This window comes from Arthrobacter sp. 05T444 (genome assembly GCF_056395905.1).
Window position 1 is genome coordinate 183020 of record NZ_JBFTKK010000004.1, and the last position, 20707, is coordinate 203726.

Consider the following 20707-nt stretch of genomic DNA (forward strand, 5'->3'; position numbering starts at 1 on the left):
TTGCGGCATTATGCGCGCGCGGGTGAGACGATGAAGACGATGTCAGCAGCCAATCCAGCGTCCGAACAGCCCGCGCAGCCAGGCGAAGCACCTTCCGGTGTGGTGCCCGCCAGTGAGGCAGCTTCCGGCGCCGCCAGTTCCGGTGGCGCACAGCCCGGGGAGGCCCGCTCCAGCGCCATCATGGCTGCCGGAACGCTGGTTTCCCGCATCCTGGGCTTCGGCAAGACCTGGATGCTGGGCGCCGCGCTGGGCCTGGGTTCCACGGTCAATGACACGTTTATCAACGCTAACAACCTGCCCAACCTGATCTTCCTGCTGGTGGCGGGCGGTGTCTTCAATGCTGTGCTGGTGCCGCAGATCATCAAGGCAAGCAAGGCGCCGGACAGGGGAGCGGATTACATCAGCCGGCTCCTCACCCTGGCCGTCCTGGTGCTGCTGTCCCTGACCCTGCTGGTGACCCTGCTCGCACCGTCGGTCATCGAACTGACCACCCAGGGTTACTCGCCGCAGCAGAAGTCGCTGGCCGTTGCCTTCGCCTTCTGGTGCCTGCCGCAGATTTTCTTCTACGGCCTGTACGCCCTGCTGACCCAGGTCCTCAATGCCAACGGCGCCTTTGGCCCGGCCATGTGGGCGCCCATCCTTAACAACGTGGTGGCCATCACCGGCCTGGGCATGTTCATCTGGCTTTTCGGTGCCAACGTGGCCAATCCGCATTCCCTGGACAACTGGGGCGCCTCCCAGACGTTTTTCGTGGCAGGCTTCTCCACGATTGGCGTCATGACCCAGACGGCCATCCTGCTGATCCCAGTGTTCCGGCTGAAACTTGGCCTCCGTCCGCGCTTCGGCTGGCGGGGAGTGGGACTCGGCCAGGCGGCAAAGCTGAGCGTCTGGACGCTCCTGACCGCCGCCGTCGGGCAGCTCGCCTTCCTGTACGTGATGCGCATCGCCACCATCCCCGGCGCCGAGCGGCTCCGGCTGGAGAAAGCCGGCGACCTCGCGGGCGCGGCCATGCTGCCCGGCAATGCCGTGCTTGAGGTGGCCAGCCAGCTGTACCTGCTGCCGCACTCGATCATCGCCCTCTCCCTGGCCACAGTACTGTTCAACCGCATGACCCGCGCCTCGCAGGACGGCAACCGGAACGAACTGCGCGATGCCCTGTCACAGGGATTGCGGACCATGGCGGTGGCCACCGTGTTCGGTGCCCTGGCGCTTTTCGCCCTGGCGGGACCGCTGGGCATGTTCTTCTCCGGCGGGCTGCGGACGGACGGTGTCATGCTGGCCCAGACGCTCACCATCCTGGCTCTCAGCACGCCGTTCATGAGCGCGAACTTCATGATGTCCCGGGTCTTCTACGCCAACGAGGACGCCCGGACTCCGTTTTACATCCAGCTGGTCCTGGCGCTGGTCAATGTCGTGTCGGCGTTCTTCATCCAGTTCCTCCCGTTCGACCAGATCATCTTCGCCATCGCCATCCTCTACACCGGCGGAAACATCCTCTCCGTGATCGTGAGTGCGTCCTTCCTGCGCCGCCTCCTGGGCCATCTGGACGGGCCGAGGATCGCCAACTCATATATACGGATGGGCTACGCCGCACTCGGCGCAGCTGTGGCAGGTGTCGGCGCTCTCTGGCTGCTGGGCAGTTACAGTCCGGTGGGCTTCGCGTGGAGCAGCCGGCCTGCCGCACTGGTGACCATCGTCGTCGTCGGGCCGGTCATGCTGGCCGTCTACTTGCTCCTGCTCAAGCTGTTCCGTGTCACCGAACTGCGGGACCTTTTGCGGCCGCTGCTCGGGCGGCTCGGCCGCGGAGCTGCTGCGCCGCCCGCGACGCCGGCCGGACGTCCGGCCGGAGCTTCCGCCGGAACGGCTTCGGCGGCCGGCGCCCCTGCTGCCAACGCTTTAACAGGGCGTCCGACGGCGGAACGCGCCACGGTGTCGATGGACACCGGCTTGATTCCACGGATCTCGGGCGAATTCGATTCCGCTTCCTTCCGCGCGGGACCGGCACCGCTGCCGGAACCGGACGTTCACCCTTCCGGCGATGTTGTTTCCTACCTGCCGGAGGAAGAGGTGCCCAGCACGGCCCGCGGCCACGCCCTGCGCGACGAGATCCCCCTCCCTGGCCGGAGGACGTTCCAGGGAAAGACCGGGCAAAACCCGTATTTCAAGTCCGGACGCAAGAAGAGAAAATAACCGCCTACCCGATTTGTCCAGCCCCGTCTCACACGGCCGTTGCGCAGCATCGGCTAGGATCGAAAAAGAACAAGGGTAGTTGCAGGTCAGGGTCAACCGGCTTGCCGGAGGTCTTCCCGCGGTGACGAAATCACCACGGCCCGCGCAATTCCCGGACAGCCTAGGAGGAACACGTGTCCCACCCGATCGATGTCGGATCAGTACTTGGCGGCCGCTACAAGGTCACGGCCACAGTACTGACCTCACATGACCAGGATCTGGTGCTGGACGGTGTGGACCAGGTGCTCAACCGGCCGGTCAGCATCCTGGTGGCCGGTCCCCACAACGCGGACCAGGTGGCCCAGAGTGCGCGCGAGGTGGCCACCGGCGAACGCCCGGGCAGCGTGCAGATCCTCGACCTTGGCGTCAGCGAAGCCACCACGTACCTCATCACCAACCACACGTCCGCCGCTGACCTGCTGGACCTGGTGGTCGCTTCTAACCTTCCTTACGTCGAGCCGTTCTTTACGGACACCCTGGGCAGCGAAATTTTCGGCCAGGCCCGCTCCCACGAGCCGGAAGTCTATGACGACGAGGAAGAGGTTGACGCCGGCTACATCAATTACGGCGGCACCCAAGCGCGGCAGGTTGACCCTTATCCGGCGCCTGCAGACAGTCCTGCATCCGGGCGCGGTTCCGGTGATCGTACGCCCGGTGAGCGCTCATCGGACCAACCGGCCGGCGCCAACGCTGCGGGTGCACCGGTGCGTAAGGCACCCGTTGTTCCGCCGCTTCCGCAAAGCCGCCCGGCTGCCGTGCCGTCCGCGGGTGCCCGCAACATTGGCGTAGGCGCCGGTATCGCGGCAGGTGCCGGTGTTGCAGCCGGCACCGCAGCAGCCGCCCAAGGCAGACAGCAGACTGAAGCCCCCGAGAACACGGCACCGCAGCCCGTCCAGCGTGAGAACGTTGAACAGGCACTGCTCCAGCGCGAAGGCAACCGCTCCGCAAACGTGGCTGCCGGCTCGCGGGAGGGAGCAGCTGCCGGCGTCGTAGGCGGCCAGGAGAAGCCCAAGGTGTCTTTGTGGTCTCAGGACGACTACGGCTACGGCCCCGGGGACCAGGACACCGGGGACCGGGACGCCCGGGACGAGTTCGCCGACGACGGGTTCGCCGAGGACGAGTTTGCCGACGATGGGGACACCCAGCTTCGGCCTACGGACCGGCGGGCCGGTAATTTCCCTGCCGTCGCCAAGACCAGCAGCCCTGCCGCTGCAGGCGACTATTACGACGAAGATGACGAGCCCCGGCGGGAACCGCGCTCCATGCGCTGGCTCGTTGGCGGGCTGCTGGCAGCCGTGCTGATCGTCGGCCTCATTTTCGCCGTCACCAACCTCGGCAGCCTCTTCAAGAGTGCCCCGCAAGCCGAGGCAACCCCCGGGTCAGCGGCCTCGTCGGCCGCTGGGCAGTCCGGCACCGCAAAGCCTTCGCCGACCCAGAGCACGGCCCCTGCGGCGGGTCCGCCCGCCGTGGAGGGTGTTACGCGTCTCGGCACCTTCGATTTTGCCTCCACGTATGACAACGACCTCACCAAGACGTTTGACGGCAACGCGGCCAGCTACTGGTCTGACATGGAGTTCGCCACCGAGGACTGGGGTGGCCTGGCTCCGGACGGCGTTCCCCTCGTGGTCAAGCTGAAGGGCCCGTCGAAGGTATCTTCAATCACCCTGAACCAGTTGGGGGCGTCAGGCGGCAGCATCAGCGTCCTAACCAACGACCGTCCTTCCCTGGACGGCGCCAAGCAGGTCGGCACCAACAGCTTCACGTCCACTGACCTCACCATGCCGTTGGCTGAACCCGTCACCGCCCAGTACGTGATCGTCACCATCAAGAACCTACCCCGGCTCGCTGCCCCGAAGACCCGCTACGGCTTCGGCCTGCGCCTCGCAGAAATCAAGGTTCAGTAGCAGCAAGGTTCAGTAGCAGCGAGTCACAGAGCTGCTGCCGCCTGCTCTTGGCAGGGCCTGTCGGCATGAGATCCAGTTGGCACGGGCCTCCCCTGGACGGTCGCTGCAAGGTAACGCGCACGCCCTGACACAGCCCAAGACGGTAACCTTGGGGGACGTCTTGTGATGGCGTGTGCGTGCAGCCCCGAACCGGCTGCACCAGGCCTCCCACTACGTCTGGAATATTCGGCACCACGAATCAGTTGTGCCATGTGGCCGGCCGCAAGGCTGGCGCATCGACTAAGGAAGAGGTTCACCGTTCAGTGAGCAACGCAGAAAACAGCGCGTCAGAAGTACGTGATGTCATCATCGTCGGCTCCGGTCCGGCAGGCTACACGGCCGCCGTGTACACGGCGCGCGCCAACCTCAATCCATTGCTTTTGGCCGGATCCGTCACCGCGGGCGGCGAGCTGATGAACACCACCGACGTCGAGAACTACCCTGGCTTCCCCGAAGGCATCATGGGTCCGGACCTGATGGAGAACTTCGAAAAGCAGGCTGTCCGCTTTGGCACGGAGGTCCAGTTTGAGGACGTCACGGCGCTGGACCTCGACGGCGACGTCAAGTCTGTCACCATCGCCACGGGGGAGACCTTCCGCGCCCGGTCGATTATTCTTTCCACCGGTTCAGCGTACCGGGAGCTTGGACTCGTGAACGAGAAGCGTCTCTCCGGCCATGGCGTTAGCTGGTGCGCAACCTGCGACGGTTTCTTTTTCAAGGACCAGGACATTGCCGTCATTGGCGGTGGTGACTCCGCGATGGAAGAGGCACTGTTCCTGACCAAGTTTGCCCGGTCCGTAACGGTGATTCACCGCCGCGATACATTGAAGGCGTCAAAGATCATGGGCGACCGCGCGCAGTCGCACGAGAAGATCAAATTCGTCTGGAACACGGCCGTGGAGGACGTACTCGGGAACGACAAGGTCACCGGCCTGAAACTGAAAAACCTTCTCGACGGTACGGAATCCGAGCTGCCCGTAACGGGTATCTTTGTGGCGATCGGCAACGATCCCCGGACCGAACTAGTCAAGGACGCGCTGAAGATAACCGACGCCGGAACCATCGCCGTCGAGGGCCGCAGCTCGCGAACGAGCATCAAGGGGGTCTTCGCGGCCGGGGATGTCGTGGACCCTACGTACCGCCAGGCCATCACGGCCTCCGGCTCGGGCTGCGTCGCGGCGATCGACGTAGAGCACTACCTCGCTGACCTTCACGCCTGACCGGCGCTGAACACCATTCGAAGAGAGAGACAAGGGTTATGAGCAACGCAAAAGATGTAACAGACGCAAGCTTCAGCACGGACGTACTCGCTGCTGACAAGCCGGTAATCGTGGACTTCTGGGCTGAATGGTGCGGTCCTTGCCGTAAGCTCGGCCCCATCCTGGACGAAATCTCGGTGGAGTACGGGGAGAAGGTAAACGTCGTCAAGGTAAACGTGGACGATAACCCCGACATCGCAGCCCAATACGGAATCACCTCAATTCCTGCCGTCTACCTGTTCCAGGACGGCGAAGTGAAGAGCACCGTCATCGGCGCCAAGCCGAAGCAGTTCTTCGAGAAGGAATTCGCGGACGTTCTGTCCTGACAAGAGCACGACGCCTGCCGCCTGACGGCAAACCGGTGGCCACCACTCCAGGGGAGCGGTGGCCACTTTTGTTTTGCTTGCAGCCTGAATGGCCCTTGTCGATCGCTGCCTCGCGCTCTTTACCCCGGTGTGGACTGCTTGCCGCAGTTGCAGGTAATCCTTAGCCGTTTGTTGGTGCCGGCGTCCGATTGCGGCGGTCGGCGAGCGTATTTAGGCAAAGTTGCGCAAGGAGAGAGGTGCAGTGGTCCGCACCAGCGACTGTCCGCATACCCTCGAGTGTGCATAACAACCGACATCCGTACCAAACATGGGCACTGTTCCCTCAAATCTTCTGTGGGACGAGGCAGCACTGCTGCAGCGGCGGACCTACGTCGTTCGGCTCAGTAATCCCTGGGAATCGATCCCGCTGGGAGTCGATCACAGGTTGGCCCCATTGATCTCTTGCCTGCCATGCTGGCCGGTCACTTGCTTCAGGATGTGAGCCGGCTGTAGGACACTCGTCAGCGCAGAGCGGATCCAGTACTCCGACAGAAGGCTGCACCCTTCCCCGTCTGCTCACTGCCTCGGACGATGGACGCGGGCGCCGTCGTAGGACCCCTGCGTCGTAGGTGACCGGTGACGTGGCTTGCGACGTGGCGGTAGGGCCCGGGTGTCTATTCAGGTAGCACCACGCTGTGCCTGACGCCGCATGTTTCACGTGAAACCCTTTGGCCCAAACGGGATGTCTTCTGCAAGAATACGCACCAACACCCCGAAGTACTTGGAACTGCTCTCGACAGCCATTGGCCGGAATATCGCTTGGGATTCAGAGGATCGGATCACGGGGCAATCGACTGCCTTCCTTTGTTTGCGGGGACCGGGTAAGCCGCGCGGTTCCAGCGGGCTACATGCGGCTTTTCGACTTGGCAGTGAATTTGCCGACTACCAGGGTCTGCTGGGCAATGGGGGACCAAGGCCCGAATACTGCTGTGTCTGCCCGGATTCACGCGCACTGAGTTGCTGGCCAGCCTGATGTCGTGCTTCACGTGAAACACGTCATTGCATTTTCCGGCCTCCATGCCCGCGACTCAGCGGATTGGCGACCCAGCAGCCTGACGACGCAACGGCGTCCGTCCCCAGGCGCCGGCTGCCCGACAAACCCGTCTGCTCGCAGGCTCAAGCCCTATCAACCCACAACCCTCGTACGGCGTGCCTTCACTCTCAGGATCCCTAATCGTCTCATTCTGCATTTACCATGCACTCTTGCGCCTATGAGCCTTCCGCTGCCGGCGAACTGCACCTCTGTCGCCTAGCTGGACCACTGCGCAAGAAGACGATCCGATGTCGGTGGACGAGCAACAATCGTCGTTCGGCAGCTTAGAAGCACATGACTAAACAACCGACGGACGCGAATGAACTGGCGGAAGCGCTATGGACCTCCTCTCTACCTTCCCCCTGAAGGCCCCATTTTTGTCGCCGAACTGCCACTGCAAGCAGTCAACGCCAGCACGCGACCGGGCGATCGATACCGCCGAGGGATCCAACGGTGCTTCGGGAAGAAACCGCCATCGTCCCTTGAGACAGTCGGCCAAACAAGAACCGCCTGGGTGTTCAGGCCAGGAGACGTGGGGAGAACGAGCGCCCGCAGGACAGGCGAACGGCACGCTGGCTGAAAACCGACCGCGCGCTGCAGACACTCGCCGGAGAGGAGGGAACCGAAGCAAAAACTTGCCCCTAGATGTCTCAGCTCGACGAGCCCTACATTTCTGACCACTTCAGAAGACGACTCCTGTGATTCATTATTCCGGCTTCCGGGGCCGAAGAAGGCCCGGGGAAAACCTGCACCTTGCTGAGTCCTACAGCTTGCTGAGGGCCAGTTCTGACACGCAGAAGCCTGCAGAATCTGATGAAGACCGAGAAGACGGGGGAAAGTGGAGCGCAGACGTGAGTATTAGCCCTGTCCCGTTGAGTCAAGCCTGAAGGCGTCCGAACAAGCTTGCGGGGCACTAAAGATGACGTGGGCTAGTGCTAGTGCCGGCCAAACACCGTTAAGTTCCCAGGCATCCACGTATACGCAGCCCCGAAACCCGATAGTGCGGCACTTTGGTGCCGCACCTGTACTGGCGATCCGCACGGGAGGGTTCGCCGTGCACGTTGATTCACGTGAAACACCCTCGCAACGGACTGTCCCATCCACACCGTGCTGGGATCGCGCAGTCAGTCGCCCTAGCGATCCGTGTTGTACATGCCGGATGTCTGAACAGGGCCCGGCTCCTCAAGGCGGCTCATCCCACGGGGCCACGGGCTCAATGATGTCTGGCCGATTGCGCCGCCGTCCTGCTGTCGGGTGCCCCTGCCCACCTCGGGGGTGGTGATGAGGACGAACGATGGACGATGTTTCACGTGAAACAGCGCCCAACTGGTCCGCCGCTCGGCGATCCTTGGGCAAGCGAGTGATCGGGTCGCTGGGTTGTTGTTAGTGGGCATGTCCCGTCAATCCTGCTATTCCCGCGAAGAGATCATTGCTTTCGGCCACAGCCAAGGACGTCTCGCGCGGAGCCTGCAACTCGGACAAGACTGCAACTCGGGCAATGGATGGACGCACTAACGCACGAAGTAGCCTGCCAGGCTGACATATCTTTCTGCTCCGCGGCCCCAGAGGAGTGGACCAAGGCAGCGGCCGTCGATTCGACTCAATTCAGAATGGTCTATTCGGACCGGCCTAACGAAGCTCCGTCGGCGACGTCGCGCACGAGGTGTTTCACGTGAAACCTCTACTCGCGGGCACCGAAGCGCCGACGGTGCACCACAGACCAACGGAGACCACGTGTGAGTGTCCGTTCGCGTCGCCCGAGATTGTGGCGAGTGCGGACATCCGCATGAGTACTTCTGGCGCGCTTAGCTACGAGTGCGCTTAGCTACCAGCCGCTTGGCTTGGGGTCAGGCAGACGGGCGGGGAAAGGAACCGGCAGTCCAACAGCCTGCAGATCTACAGCCAGCGCCAATCTATACACAACACAAGCCCAGGTGGAATGCACTCGCGCTGCCCGCCCCATCAGCCACGACATGGCTCAGCAGACCCTGGCGCATACCGTCGCCGCCCCCCAAGACTCGTTCACCGTCACCGGCTCCCGCGACTCGTCTGCCGTCGCTGCCCCACGACGTCGCCACCTGAGTGAGCCGGCGCAGCTCGGAAGAACCTCAGGACCCTGCCTGGCGACGTACTACGACGCGGTGGACCATGCGACGGCAGTGCAGCATCCCGGCCTCGACAGCGCAGCCGCGGCATACTGCAATGACCCACCATGTGCGTGGCACCGACCCCACGGCCATTCGCGAAACTCACGGACGAGGCCGCGCCACGTACGCTCATGGAACTGCACAGGCCGAAGTCGCTGTAGGCACGTTTACAGCAGAATGCGTCATCGCACCAGGCCAAGCTTCGGCCACAGCGCGGTCCTGCTTTCGAGGCGCCTCCTGCTGCCACCCGGAGCCAGTGTTCCTCGGGCACGGCCCCATTCCTAGCCGTTGCGGGATGTCTGTGGAGCCCCCAACGTAGGATGGCCACTGAGCCACTCGATGAAGATACCGCCCGGCTCCGGCTTGCTGGCCGGGTACAAAAGCTCCTCTGGAACGCCTTGGGCCCCGGGGCATCCGGCACCCCACGAAACTTCCACGTGACTTCATTGCCGCTGGCGGCGAGCCCATCCACCGTCCTGAAGCCATCCACCGAAGACGCATTGAAGCAGCGGGGACGTGGCGAACGTGACTAATCCGCCAACTTTTGGCGGAAGAGACATGAGATTATTCACATGGTTATCCACATCGAAATCCACAGACTTTTCCACAGTAGCGTAGGACATCAGCCTGAAATTTCGGAATGCATGCCGTCTTGTCGATCACCGTCGACGAATGGCATCTTTCAGAGAAGCGCGGGGCAGAGACTGGCGACCGAATGCCACAGCAATATGTGTCCGCCGAACAGTGATCATGCTAAACCAAATTCGCTTAATCACGCGCAAAATAGCGCAATCTTTCGCCGTGTCCACACCAACGCGAATGGCTGCGCATTGTTTCACGTGAAACGATGCGCTTCTTCTTGGCCCGTTGTCGCCATGGAACGGTGCGACCCACCGAAACGAATCAGGGAAGCCGCCGTTGGGGTCGGCGAAAGGAAGCCATGTATCCCCCGAGTTATCCACAGGGTTTTCCACTGCAGTATCCACCGGTGTATCCACAGTCACGCCCCTCCTGGATGGGACCTTCGCTCAAGGGATCAACCGGCGTCAACCCTGGGGCATTCACAGACGTGCGGGAAGTTGTCAGCCGGGTTTGACCAACGGGCCCCAACTATCGTGGGTGCCACCGCTAGGGAATCCCATTCGCCTATGGGGATACGAGACGGGTCACCCTTCGCCGAGTCTGATGCAGTGAGACCGGAACGGTCTGACGGGGAACGACACAGACCGCTGCCCCCGACTGGGCAACTTGTGGTCTCCGCGGGCCGTCGGTGGGAAATCATTGGCCAGGGAGGCACCCTGAAGGGCCTTCCGTTGGGGGCAGTGCCGATATAGTTCTGGTCGCTATCGACATCCTGATCGTGGCCGCGCTCGTCTTGGTCGATACGCTCGCCAGTCGATCACGGAGATCTCGCCCGAAGATAGAGAAAACGGCCCAACAATCAGGGCGCTGCTGGCCTGCTCCGTATTGTGCGTTGTCGAGACGCCTCCGCCGGCTCGCGGGGACCTGGCTTGTCAGAAAGCCGGACAACTTGTCGCCACAGGTCCCGCTTCCCATACGCAACCGACGCTTTGCGCCTCAGAGCCATGTAACCAGCCTAGCCTGGTGATATCGGCAGGGCCCTTGGCGGAGCCTGGGCGAATGGGGGACAACGACCCATCGTTGGCCCACCGCTATATTCGATGCACGGGCCACCACCGCCCCCTCTCATGTTTCACGTGAAACGACGTCGGCAGAGTTGCACTTGAGACGTTGTGCGCCGCGGTACTCACCAGGTGGTCCGGGAAGGTGCTCAGGGGGAGGGTGGTGAGGGAAGGCCGGTACTCCGCCACTCCAGGGAGCCTGTTTTTTGGGTCGCCTGCTTCCTTGTGGGGAGTGATGCCCACTCGCCTCTCAGTTGTCGTTACATGCGAGCCCGGGGCCCGTGGCCTGGACAATCTAGATATCTCGACCATTTGGCGGCATTCGCCTTCTGAGTCGCCGACAAACTGTTCAACGATAGTTGAGGCCATTGTTGGAGTTCACCGGAACACGTTCATCCAGTGTACGGATTCCAATAAGGTTAGGATTCTGACAGGATCGGGCGTTCGGTGACAGTGATGGTGGGGAAAGTAGTGGTCATGCCGGACGCCACGCTGACAGTTAGCTCTCCGGAAAGCTCGTCCGCTGAGTCCCAATCGAATGCCAACCCCCGAATCGCTAAGGCTTGGCGCCCAAGGGAGAGGGTTCCGCTCGGCACTGCCTCGCGACACGGCATCGCTCCGATGGGGCGGGGCTTCCTGCTGCTCATCCTGCGCGCCGCAGTCAACGGAACCACTGCGCAACCCCGGCCGCCAGCCGGCAGAGGGTCGGAGCCCGGCAAGAGGTGGAGCAAAGGAGGTGGAACACTGGATCTCCTCTTAAAGTTCATGTCGGGCGTACGCGGAAGTCTCACGTGAAACATGGCCGTGATCGGGGTGGTCAAACAATACGGGGGCATCTCGGTGGACTCAGTTCTAGATACACCGCTCTGGATACGTAGCGATTCTGGATACCCCGCTCACGCCTGACCGACCATGACCCGCAGAGTACGATCCGTGCAGTGAATGGCACCCCGAACTGCACAGCCAACAGATCGTTTCACGTGAAACACCTCTTCTGCACGCGGAAGGTCCGTTCGTCTCGGATCGAGTCCGTACGTGCTTCGGGCCTGCGACCTGCCGATGGTCGCCGCGGGCTGCAGTTCAAGCGGGTGCGTCGCAGCCGATCATTGTCTGGCCATCAGCTGCTGTTCCTTGAGGACCGCGGCGTCCCCAGGACGGCACCAAACTCATCCCGAGCCGCTGAGGGGCCCGGAACCCATGGCAGGGCAGACACTTCGCCCTTGCTCTTGATTCAGGCTGTGCAACGGCTAGGGGGCTTCTGAATGCCCATCGGGAGCGCGCGGCCAACTGCTCCAGGGAGTCGTTTGAGCGGGCCCCGGCAGGCCCCAGCAGACGAAAGACGTCCTACCGGACAGTCCCTTGTCCACACGATGCCCAAAGGGATCCCCACGAGCCACACGGCCGCACCCTTATAGACGGCATACCCACCACATTCGCCGCGATCTGAGACAGCACGAGGGCCTGCGCCCTAGGAGCCCTAGGAGTGCTCGATTGAGCCCTTTGCGGCTCCGCAGACCAGCCATGGGCCACTAAAACGCCGTTTCGCCCTTTCGGGTGACCGAACCAGTCCGGAACGTGCGAGGCTGGGTTGGGCAGCAGCTTCGCTGGGCGCCGAAAACTTGGTCCAAGACGTAGGGCTAACGAACGAACTGAATTCGAACTCAATCGCGCCCGCGGACAGGGACCATTCTTCCCAGGCATCGGCTTACACAACGTGAAGCCAAAGTCTTCTGGCCACCCACGATCCGGCGTTCATCAAATCGAACAGTCTTGTCCGACAGTTCGACCCCCGACCGGGACAGCGGCAGGGGTGTCTACGCCAAATGTTTGACCCTATCTAGCTCTGGATATGGTCCATCCCGGGACCGTAAAGAGGCCGACAAGCCAAGATAATAGTTGCCTCACGCGGCTCCACGAAGCCGACAGTCAAAAGTGATGCACGCGAGCCACCGAACCGGAGCGCCAACCCGCCTGGGGACCAAAAAAGGGGCCCGTTTCACGTGAAACGGACCCCGAAGTTCTTTCTAACTTAGCTTTCAGAGCCAGGAGCCAAAACATCCATGATTCTGTTGAGGTCCTCAACGCTCGCAAACTCGATGCTGACGCGTCCCTTTCGCGCGCCCAGCGAAATCTTCACGTTGGTATCCAGCCGGTCCGACAGCGACGACGCGAGGTAGTCCAGGCGTTCGTGGCGCGCCCCCGGCCGCGGAATGTTGTTTTTCGGCGCAGTTGCCGGTTCCCGGTGTAGCGTCACGGCTTCCTCGGTGGCGCGCACCGACATTCCCTCGGCAACAATCCGCTGCGCCAGACGTTCCATGGCGGCGGCGTCCGGCAACGCGAGAAGCGCACGAGCATGACCGGCGGACAAAACATTCGCAGCCACCCGTCGCTGAACCAGCGGCGGCAGCTTGAGCAGCCGAAGCGTATTGGACACCTGCGGGCGGGACCGGCCGATTCGATCTGCCAGCTGCTCGTGGGTGGTTCCGAAGTCCTCGAGCAGCTGCTGGTACGCCGCCGCTTCTTCCAGGGGATTCAGCTGGCTACGGTGAAGGTTTTCCAGCAGTGCATCGCGCAGGAGGTCATCGTCCGTGGTGTCGCGGACAATTGCCGGGATGGTCTCCAGTCCGGCAGCCTGAACGGCACGCCACCGGCGTTCGCCCATCACCAGTTCGTAGGGTTCTCCACCTTCTTCGGTTGAGGTACGCACCACAATTGGCTGGAGGACGCCGATTTCACGTACGGAGTGAACAAGCTCCGCCATGTCGTCCTCATCGAAGACGGTCCGGGGCTGTTTTCGGTTCGGATGGATGTCAGAGACGGGGATTTCGGCAAACCGCACTCCGGGGACCTCAACCAGCTCGACAACGTTTGAAGCCGATGATCCGCCACCGCCGTTCGCAGCCGGACCGGAGTCAACGTCAGTCACGTCAGTCTTCGCGCGGGACTCGGCTGAAAGAGACTCAGCCTTTGTGCCAGACGTAGCACCCTGTTCCTTGTCAGCTGCCTCGGTGTCCTTCACGCCAGCTTTGTTGCCGGCGGACCGTGCGCCGGCAGGCTTTACGGGAGAAGCCTTCGCCGCAGGCTCAGCAGCGGCCGTGGTACCGGGGGTGCGCCTGGAAGCTACCCCCTTAGCAGCGGTCTCAGAAGCAACGGACTCAGGGGCAGCGGACCCCGCGGAGACAGACTCAGAGACGGCAGGAGCGTCGGCGTCAGAAATAACCGGCGTGTCAGCGCGGGCAGTCTTGCGTGCTTCCGGGAAGAACAGGTCCACTGGACGCGACGGAGCCGCTCCGTTACCGGAAGCGCTTGCGGCGGAACTTGGAATGAGTGCGCCAAGACCGCGACCGAGCCCGCGTCGCTTATCGCTCATGGATAAATCCCTCCATTGGAAGAGCCCGGCTATGCCCGGCTCCGGCTGTTGCAGTGTTTGGAAAATTCTAACGCTCAGCGATTTCCGCTGCGGCTTCCAGGTAGGAAAGTGCACCGCTGGAGGACGGATCGTAAGTCATGACAGTCTGCTGGTAGCTCGGCGCCTCGGAGATCCTCACGGAGCGGGGGACAACCGCACCCAGCACCTGCTCAGGGAAATGCTGGCGCACCTCGGCAGCCACCTGCGCTGCCAAGTTGGTGCGGCCGTCGTACATCGTGAGCAGAATCGTGGAGACAACCAGGTCGGCATTTAGGTGCTTCTGGATCATCTCGATGTTCTTGAGAAGCTGACTCAGCCCCTCAAGAGCGTAGTACTCGCACTGGATGGGAATCAGCACTTCACCGGCGGCGCAGAACGCGTTGACCGTCAGCAGCCCGAGGCTCGGCGGGCAGTCGATGAAGATGTAGTCCAGGCGCGGTTCGCCCTTTTTCTCCCGGGCCTTCGCATAAACGTCGATCGCACGGCGGAGCCGTTGTTCCCTGGCAACGAGGGAAACGAGTTCGATCTCAGCGCCGGCAAGGTGAATGGTGGCCGGCGCACAGATGAGGTTGCTGATGTCAGGGCAGGGTGCCACAACATCCTCTAGCGCGACATCGTTGATCAGAACGTCGTAGATGCTGTCCACGTCGGCATGATGCTCAATGCCCAACGCCGTGGAGGCATTGCCCTGGGGATCGATATCGATAACCAGGACGTTCAGTCCGGCCGCAGCCAAGGCAGCAGCGATGTTGACGGTGGTGGTGGTCTTACCAACACCACCTTTTTGGTTTGACACTGTGAAGACGCGCGTCTTCTCCGGCTTCGGAAGGTTGCGGCCCAGCAGCCTTTCGCGGCGCTTGTTCTCGTGTGCCAGCTCGCGGGCTATGGGGCTGGAGTCATCCATGGTGTCCAGAACATTGGATGCACCCGGTGTTTCACGTGAAACCTTGGCGACACTTGCCTTGCCTGCAAACGGATTCAGGTGATTTGAGGCCGTAGCGATGGGCGCAGCAACGGCCCGTGCCGACCCCAAAGACACAAACGGGGGGATCCGCTGTGTGGAGGTTTCGCTACTGGTCACTGGGACACACTCACTCTCGTTCGGCTTTCGCTGCCGCTCTCTAGCCTAACCGGTCCATCATCAAGACCTGCGGCACCGGGCCTGGACTAGGCGATCTTTCGGGACTTCTTCACTACGATGCGCACCACGGTGGTGGGCTCGTCAAGCAGGTCCTGCCCGACTGTGACGACCGACGTCTGCACGCCGCCAAGCCTGCGGATCAATTTAGCGGCCTTCTGAAGTTCCTCAGCGGCGCTGCGTCCCTTGATGGCAACAACTTCGCCTTCTCCGTCAAGGAGTGGAATGGTAAGTCCGGCCAGGTTGCTTAGGGCGGACACTGCTCGCGCCGTGACAACGTTGGCCTTGACCATGCCGACGGCAAGTTCAGCGCGGGTGCGCATGATGGTGACATTGTCCAAACCGAGGTCATCAACCACTTCCTGGAGCCAGATGACCCGGCGTTCCAGGGGCTCAATGAGCGTCAGTTCCAGATCCGGACGGGCAATGGCCAGGCAGAGGCCGGGCAGCCCGGCGCCGCTGCCAACGTCGGCCACGTGGCTTCCCTGGGCGATCTCACTTTCGATGACAGCGCAGTTCAGTACGTGCCGTCCCCACAGGCGCGGAATCTCCCGCGGCCCGATCAGTCCTCGTTCAGTTCCCGACGTCGCCAGGTGTTCGACGTACCGTTCGGCCAGGCCCAGGCGGTCGCCGAAGATCTTCTCCGCCGCCCGGTGCTCAGCTTCCGTAATTTCAACCATCAGTCTGTCAGCCGGCGGTTCAGTCGGCGGAGACAACGATGTGGCGTCCGGCGCCTTCGCCCTCGGACTCGCTTACAAACCCCAGATCGGCTACGGCGTCATGAACGATCTTGCGCTCATAGGCGCTCATCGGCTCCAAGGCAACGGCGTCGCCGGTTTCCTTGACGGTGGCCACGGCGTCTTCGGCGATCTTCTGCAGGTGTCCGGCACGTTCTTTGCGGTAGCCGTTGATGTCGAGCACAAGGCGGGACCGGTTTTCCGTCGCGGACAGAACGGACAGACGCGTCAGTTCCTGCAGAGCCTCGAGGACTTCACCGTCGCGACCCACGAGGCTCTCCAGGCCGGCGGATTCTTCCTCGGCGACGATGGAGATGTAGGTACGTCCGTTGCGGACCTCAATGTCGATGTCGCCATCGATGTCGGCGATGTCGAGAAGTTCTTCGAGGTAGTCAGCTGCGACGTCGCCTTCTTCTTCCAGACGGCTCGCGGACGTGCCCTTGTCGGCGGCCGCAGCCCCGGCATTCGTGCCCTCGGCGGTCACGGCCTCGGCGTCGTTGTCCTGGTCTTCGCTGACTTCAGCGGAAAGTGCGTGCTCGGAGCTTTCAACAGACATTACTTCTTCTTCCTGTTCTTACGTTGTGGCTGGACGCGCTGGCTCCTGGCCTCCGCGACCGCAGCTGCAGCGGCGGCCTCTGCCGCTGCATCGACCTTTTTGCCTCCCAGAATGGGGAGGGCCGGAAGGCCCTTGGCGGCACGGCGCTCGGCGAGGGCCTTGGCGGCGGGGGATCCCGGCGTGGGCATGCGGCGGATAACGAAGAACTGCTGGCCCATGGTCCACAGGTTGGTGGTGGTCCAGTAGATGAGGACACCGATGGGGAAGTTGATGCCGCCGACGCCAAAGACGAGAGGCAGGATGTAGAGCATCATCTTCTGCTGGCGCATGAAGGGACTCGCCATGGCCTCTTCGGACATGTTCTTGGCCATGATCTGCTTCTGCGTGATGAACTGCGAGGCCGTCATGGCAAGGATCATCACGATCGACAGGATCCAAACGGCAACCTCACCGCCGGCAGTGCTGCCGTGTAGCAGCGACGCGGAGAGCGGTGCACCGAAGATGCTTGACTCGTCGAATTGCTTGACCTGCTCGATGCTCATGGCACCGATGCCCTGGCCACCCGCCTTGGCCGAGCTGATGCCGGAAAGCACCTGGAACAGCGCGAAGAAGAACGGCATCTGGATCAGCATCGGAAGGCAGGCAGAGAACGGGTTGGTGCCGTGCTTCTTGTACAGGGCCATCTGCTCCTGCGCCATGGCCTGGCGGGAGAGCTGATCCGTCTTGCCCTTGTACTTGTCCTGCATCTTCTTCAGGTCGGGCTGCAGCAGCTGCATGCCTCGCTGAGCCTTGATCTGCTTGACAAACACGGGGATCAGGGCGGCACGGATCACCAGCACCAGCCCGATGATGGACAACGTCCACGTCCAGCCGTTCGCGGCTGGCAGGCCGATGAAGCTCAGTCCGTCATGGAAGCCGACCATAATGACTGAAACCAGCCACTTGAACGGAGCCATGATTGTTCCAAAGATGTCCATGCGATATCCCTATTCGTTAGGCCGCAAGGCGGCCTTCTCCATCAGTCTGAGCAGCCAGGTACTTGTCCGGATTGTTCAGCACAACAATTGTGGGGGTCTGGTTTTCCGGCCATTCCCGGTGGCCGGCGGGGACGTGGTCCACACCGCCGGCATTCCATGGATGGCAGCGCGCGAGGCGCCTGGCAGCGAGCCAGCTTCCCTTTACCGCGCCGTGGACGGTGATGGCTTCAAGCGCGTAGGCCGAGCACGAAGGAAAGAAGCGGCAGACCTGTCCGTACAAGGGCGAAATCACCTTGCGGTAGGCCATCAGCAGAAGAATGAGGATGTTGCGCGGCAGGTTCCAGACGAATCTGCCGGCAGCCGCTGCTGCGGACTTTGGCGAACGGACGACGGCGGGAGTCAGGTCAAGCACGCTGTGTCCCTTCCCGTGTTGTTCCGTTCGAACCAGTTCCAGCCGACCGTTGATGGCGGCTTTCCAACCGCTTCGTGGTGGTTTCCAAGGCAGCGTTGTAATCCGTCAGCAGTTCCTGCCAGCTGGCGGTCGCCGATGAGGGCAACGCCCGTACCACAATAGCGAACCCGGTACCGTACTCGCGTAGCGAGACAGCACCGGCTTCCCTAAGTCTCCTCTTAACGAGGTTCCTGGCAACAGCGTTCCCGACAGCCTTGGAAACGATGAACCCGATCCGGCTAGGTTCATCGGCTCCGATAGTTGCCGTATATAACACTACGTTCCGGCGTCCATTGCGGACGCCGGAACGTACAGTTGTTGAAAAATCGGTTGAGGTCCTCAGACGGTTCCTGGTGGCCAGCACCGTTAAACTCGCAAAGGAAAGTTAACCGACGAGTCAGTATTTAGGCCGACAGTTCGACGCGGCCCTTGCCGCGGCGGGCAGCCAGGATGGCGCGGCCGGCACGGGTACGCATACGAAGGCGGAAGCCGTGCTTCTTGGCTCGACGGCGGTTATTCGGCTGAAAAGTCCGCTTGCTCACGTTAGTTACTCCAGTGGATCAAAGGTGCGCCCACCCGATCAAAGGGGAAGAACTGGCCGACGCTAAGTTTTGTATATGTCTGCTTCCCCCGGTTTTCCGCAACGCTGGGCGTTCGAAAGATCCAAAATGGGGTCAGAAAGCAGGCACAAAGGACTCCACAACGTTAGGCCAGACCGCGTCCTTGAGTCAAACCGGATGGGTTGCCGCCATCTTTCCCCAGCTGTGGCTAACTCCTTGTCCCAACCTGTGGATGAAGTGGCTCACAGGGCCCCTTTTCGAACCACACCGGTGTAATTATCCACAAGCTACTTCCCAGCTATCTTCTAGCCTTTTCATCCCCTAGAGTGGCTCAGTAGCCAATTATCCACGGACTGTGCATAAACCTGTGGATTAAGCCGGGCCGGTACCCCGGATCCGGGCTTGTGGCTGCATGTAATGCAGGTAAGCAAGCTTTGAGGAACCGGATTGATGACAGTAGACGAAGCCAACCACGCCAATACTGTCGGAAGTTCCTGGCGGCGCGTGGTGACTCTTCTTGAGCAGGACGACCGGGTATCCCCAAGACAGCGCGGCTTCGTTATCCTCGCCCAGGCGCAGGGCCTCATCGGTTCCACGCTCCTGGTCGCAGTGCCCAACGAACTCACTCGGGAAGTTCTCCAGACCCAGGTCAAGGACGCACTCGACGACGCGCTTCACAACGTCTTCTCTGACGACATCCGGTGCGCGATCGACGTGGACACAGATCTGGTGCCCCTCCACAAGGAGCCGGAACCCGCCGTCGAACTTTCCCTCGCAAGTGACCAGTCAGTTGAACTGAAGCCGCAGCCGATGCTGCCGAGCACCTCCCACGAATTCGGCCGGCTGAATCCAAAGTATGTTTTTGACACGTTCGTGATCGGCTCGTCCAACCGGTTCGCCCATGCAGCAGCCGTGGCCGTGGCCGAAGCGCCGGCGAAGGCCTACAACCCGCTGTTTATCTACGGCGACTCCGGACTCGGCAAGACCCACCTGCTGCACGCGATCGGCCACTACGCCCGCCGTCTCTACAGCGGCATCCGCGTGCGCTACGTGAACTCTGAGGAATTCACCAACGACTTCATCAACTCCATCCGTGACGATGAAGGCGCCAGCTTCAAGACCACCTACCGGAATGTGGATGTCCTCCTCATCGATGACATCCAGTTCCTCGCCGGCAAGGACCGGACGCTGGAGGAGTTCTTCCACACGTTCAACTCCCTGCACAACAACAACAAGCAGGTTGTCATCACCTCGGACCAGCCGCCCAAGCTGCTGGCAGGATTCGAAGACCGCATGAAGTCCCGCTTCGAGTGGGGCCTGCTGACCGACATCCAGCCGCCGGAACTGGAAACCCGCATCGCCATCCTCCGGAAGAAGGCCCTCAGCGAAGGCCTTTCCGCTCCGGACGACGCGCTGGAGTACATCGCTTCCAAGATTTCCAGCAACATCCGCGAGCTCGAAGGCGCCCTCATCCGCGTCACGGCCTTCGCCAGCCTGAACCGCCAGCCCGTGGACGTGGCGCTGGCCGAGATGGTTCTCAAGGATCTCATCACCGACGACGGTGCGCAGGAAATCACATCCAGCCAGATCCTCACGCAGACCGCGGATTACTTCAAGCTCAGCATGGAAGAGCTCTGCAGCAAGTCACGGACCCGGACCCTGGTCACGGCTCGGCAGATCGCCATGTACCTCTGCCGGGAACTGACGGACATGTCGCTGCCGAAGATCGGACAGGAGCTCGGCGGCCGCGACCACACCACGGTGATCCACGCGGACCGCAAGATTCGTGAGCTCATGGCCGAGCGACGTGTGATCTACAACCAGGTGACTGAGCTGACCAACCGGATCAAGCAGCAGCAGCGGGACTCATAGGCCGCACTTCCTTACCTTATTAACAGGTGCATGTGGATAACCCTGTGGACAGTTAAGGGGACAACCGCGGTTAATGGGCTTAAAACCCTTAAGGTGTCTGTGGATCGCCGAAACGGCCAAAAATGTTATCCCCATCCACAGCCTGTTTAAAACCTGCCCCGCCCACAGTCCGTGAACAGGGCTTAACCCCGGATTCCTGCCGTGAAATAGAGTTATCCACAGTTTCCACAGCAGTTATTAACACTACTAATCCCAAAAAATTGAAATCCCTCAAACAACAATCTCGTTTCCCTACTCACCCGACTCCGCGGCCATGGCCCCAAAGGGCCAGCGTCCTTGCCGGGGATGGGGAAATCCTCAATGTTCCGGCTAAGCTGTCAGCAGCGCT

13 protein-coding genes are annotated in these 20707 nt (G+C 61.7%); 5 read left to right on the forward strand and 8 right to left on the reverse strand.

Going from position 1 to position 20707, the window contains the following annotated elements; genetic code table 11:
- Positions 1-39 precede the first annotated feature (39 nt).
- The 4 genes from murJ to trxA all read left to right on the forward strand — a co-directional run bounded on the left by murJ (position 40) and on the right by trxA (position 5757).
- A complete protein-coding gene (murJ, locus tag AC1DD3_RS06120) occupies positions 40-2190 on the forward strand; it encodes a murein biosynthesis integral membrane protein MurJ (RefSeq protein WP_476881195.1) in 2151 nt (716 codons plus the stop codon).
- Positions 2191-2363: 173 nt separating this feature from the next.
- A complete protein-coding gene (locus AC1DD3_RS06125; RefSeq protein ID WP_476881196.1) occupies positions 2364-4133 on the forward strand; it encodes an ABC transporter substrate-binding protein in 1770 nt (589 codons plus the stop codon).
- A 302-nt stretch (positions 4134-4435) separates the two neighbouring features.
- Positions 4436-5392 carry a thioredoxin-disulfide reductase gene (gene trxB, locus AC1DD3_RS06130; protein WP_476881197.1) on the forward strand — a complete coding sequence of 319 codons (957 nt, stop codon included), beginning with the start codon at positions 4436-4438 and terminating at the stop codon, positions 5390-5392.
- Positions 5393-5430: 38 nt separating this feature from the next.
- Complete coding sequence (gene trxA, locus AC1DD3_RS06135) at positions 5431-5757, forward strand: thioredoxin (protein ID WP_230119132.1); 327 nt, start codon at positions 5431-5433, stop codon at positions 5755-5757.
- A 6891-nt stretch (positions 5758-12648) separates the two neighbouring features.
- Here the strand turns inward: trxA and AC1DD3_RS06140 are convergent.
- The 8 genes from AC1DD3_RS06140 to rpmH all read right to left on the reverse strand — a co-directional run bounded on the left by AC1DD3_RS06140 (position 12649) and on the right by rpmH (position 18429).
- Entirely contained in the window at positions 12649-13989 is a 1341-nt protein-coding gene (locus AC1DD3_RS06140; RefSeq protein WP_476881198.1) for a ParB/RepB/Spo0J family partition protein, read from the reverse strand.
- 67 nt (positions 13990-14056) lie between these two features.
- Positions 14057-15109 (reverse strand): ParA family protein, encoded by a 1053-nt coding sequence (locus tag AC1DD3_RS06145; protein WP_230119130.1) that lies wholly within the window; start codon positions 15107-15109, stop codon positions 14057-14059.
- An 86-nt stretch (positions 15110-15195) separates the two neighbouring features.
- The gene (gene rsmG, locus AC1DD3_RS06150) at positions 15196-15846 is read right to left on the reverse strand and encodes a 16S rRNA (guanine(527)-N(7))-methyltransferase RsmG (protein WP_476881199.1); all 651 of its coding nucleotides are present in this window, start codon (positions 15844-15846) and stop codon (positions 15196-15198) included.
- 19 nt (positions 15847-15865) lie between these two features.
- Positions 15866-16459, reverse strand: coding sequence for a Jag family protein (locus AC1DD3_RS06155; protein ID WP_230119128.1), 594 nt, complete (start codon positions 16457-16459; stop codon positions 15866-15868).
- Complete coding sequence (gene yidC, locus AC1DD3_RS06160) at positions 16459-17436, reverse strand: membrane protein insertase YidC (RefSeq protein ID WP_230119127.1); 978 nt, start codon at positions 17434-17436, stop codon at positions 16459-16461. Before yidC ends, AC1DD3_RS06155 begins: the two co-directional genes overlap by 1 nt.
- A 16-nt stretch (positions 17437-17452) precedes the next feature.
- Positions 17453-17848, reverse strand: coding sequence for a membrane protein insertion efficiency factor YidD (gene yidD / locus AC1DD3_RS06165; RefSeq protein ID WP_476881200.1), 396 nt, complete (start codon positions 17846-17848; stop codon positions 17453-17455).
- Positions 17841-18251: a ribonuclease P protein component gene (rnpA, locus tag AC1DD3_RS06170; protein WP_230119125.1), complete on the reverse strand. Its 411-nt coding sequence runs from the start codon at positions 18249-18251 to the stop codon at positions 17841-17843. The genes yidD and rnpA overlap by 8 nt, the downstream gene beginning before the upstream one ends.
- A gap of 40 nt (positions 18252-18291) precedes the next feature.
- Positions 18292-18429: a 50S ribosomal protein L34 gene (gene rpmH / locus AC1DD3_RS06175; protein WP_011776797.1), complete on the reverse strand. Its 138-nt coding sequence runs from the start codon at positions 18427-18429 to the stop codon at positions 18292-18294.
- Between the two features lie 468 nt (positions 18430-18897).
- On the opposite strand from rpmH, the gene dnaA reads away from it, so the two are divergent.
- Positions 18898-20319: a chromosomal replication initiator protein DnaA gene (gene dnaA / locus AC1DD3_RS06180; RefSeq protein WP_230119124.1), complete on the forward strand. Its 1422-nt coding sequence runs from the start codon at positions 18898-18900 to the stop codon at positions 20317-20319.
- Positions 20320-20707 lie beyond the last annotated feature (388 nt).

Coding starts and splice junctions, on each gene's coding strand:
- murJ (WP_476881195.1), top strand. CDS start 40: ATGTCAGCAGCCAATCCAGCGTCCGAACAGCCCGCGCAGCCAGGCGAA.
- trxA (WP_230119132.1), top strand. CDS start 5,431: ATGAGCAACGCAAAAGATGTAACAGACGCAAGCTTCAGCACGGACGTA.
- AC1DD3_RS06140 (WP_476881198.1), bottom strand. CDS start 13,989: ATGAGCGATAAGCGACGCGGGCTCGGTCGCGGTCTTGGCGCACTCATT.
- rsmG (WP_476881199.1), bottom strand. CDS start 15,846: ATGGTTGAAATTACGGAAGCTGAGCACCGGGCGGCGGAGAAGATCTTC.
- AC1DD3_RS06155 (WP_230119128.1), bottom strand. CDS start 16,459: ATGTCTGTTGAAAGCTCCGAGCACGCACTTTCCGCTGAAGTCAGCGAA.
- yidC (WP_230119127.1), bottom strand. CDS start 17,436: ATGGACATCTTTGGAACAATCATGGCTCCGTTCAAGTGGCTGGTTTCA.
- dnaA (WP_230119124.1), top strand. CDS start 18,898: ATGACAGTAGACGAAGCCAACCACGCCAATACTGTCGGAAGTTCCTGG.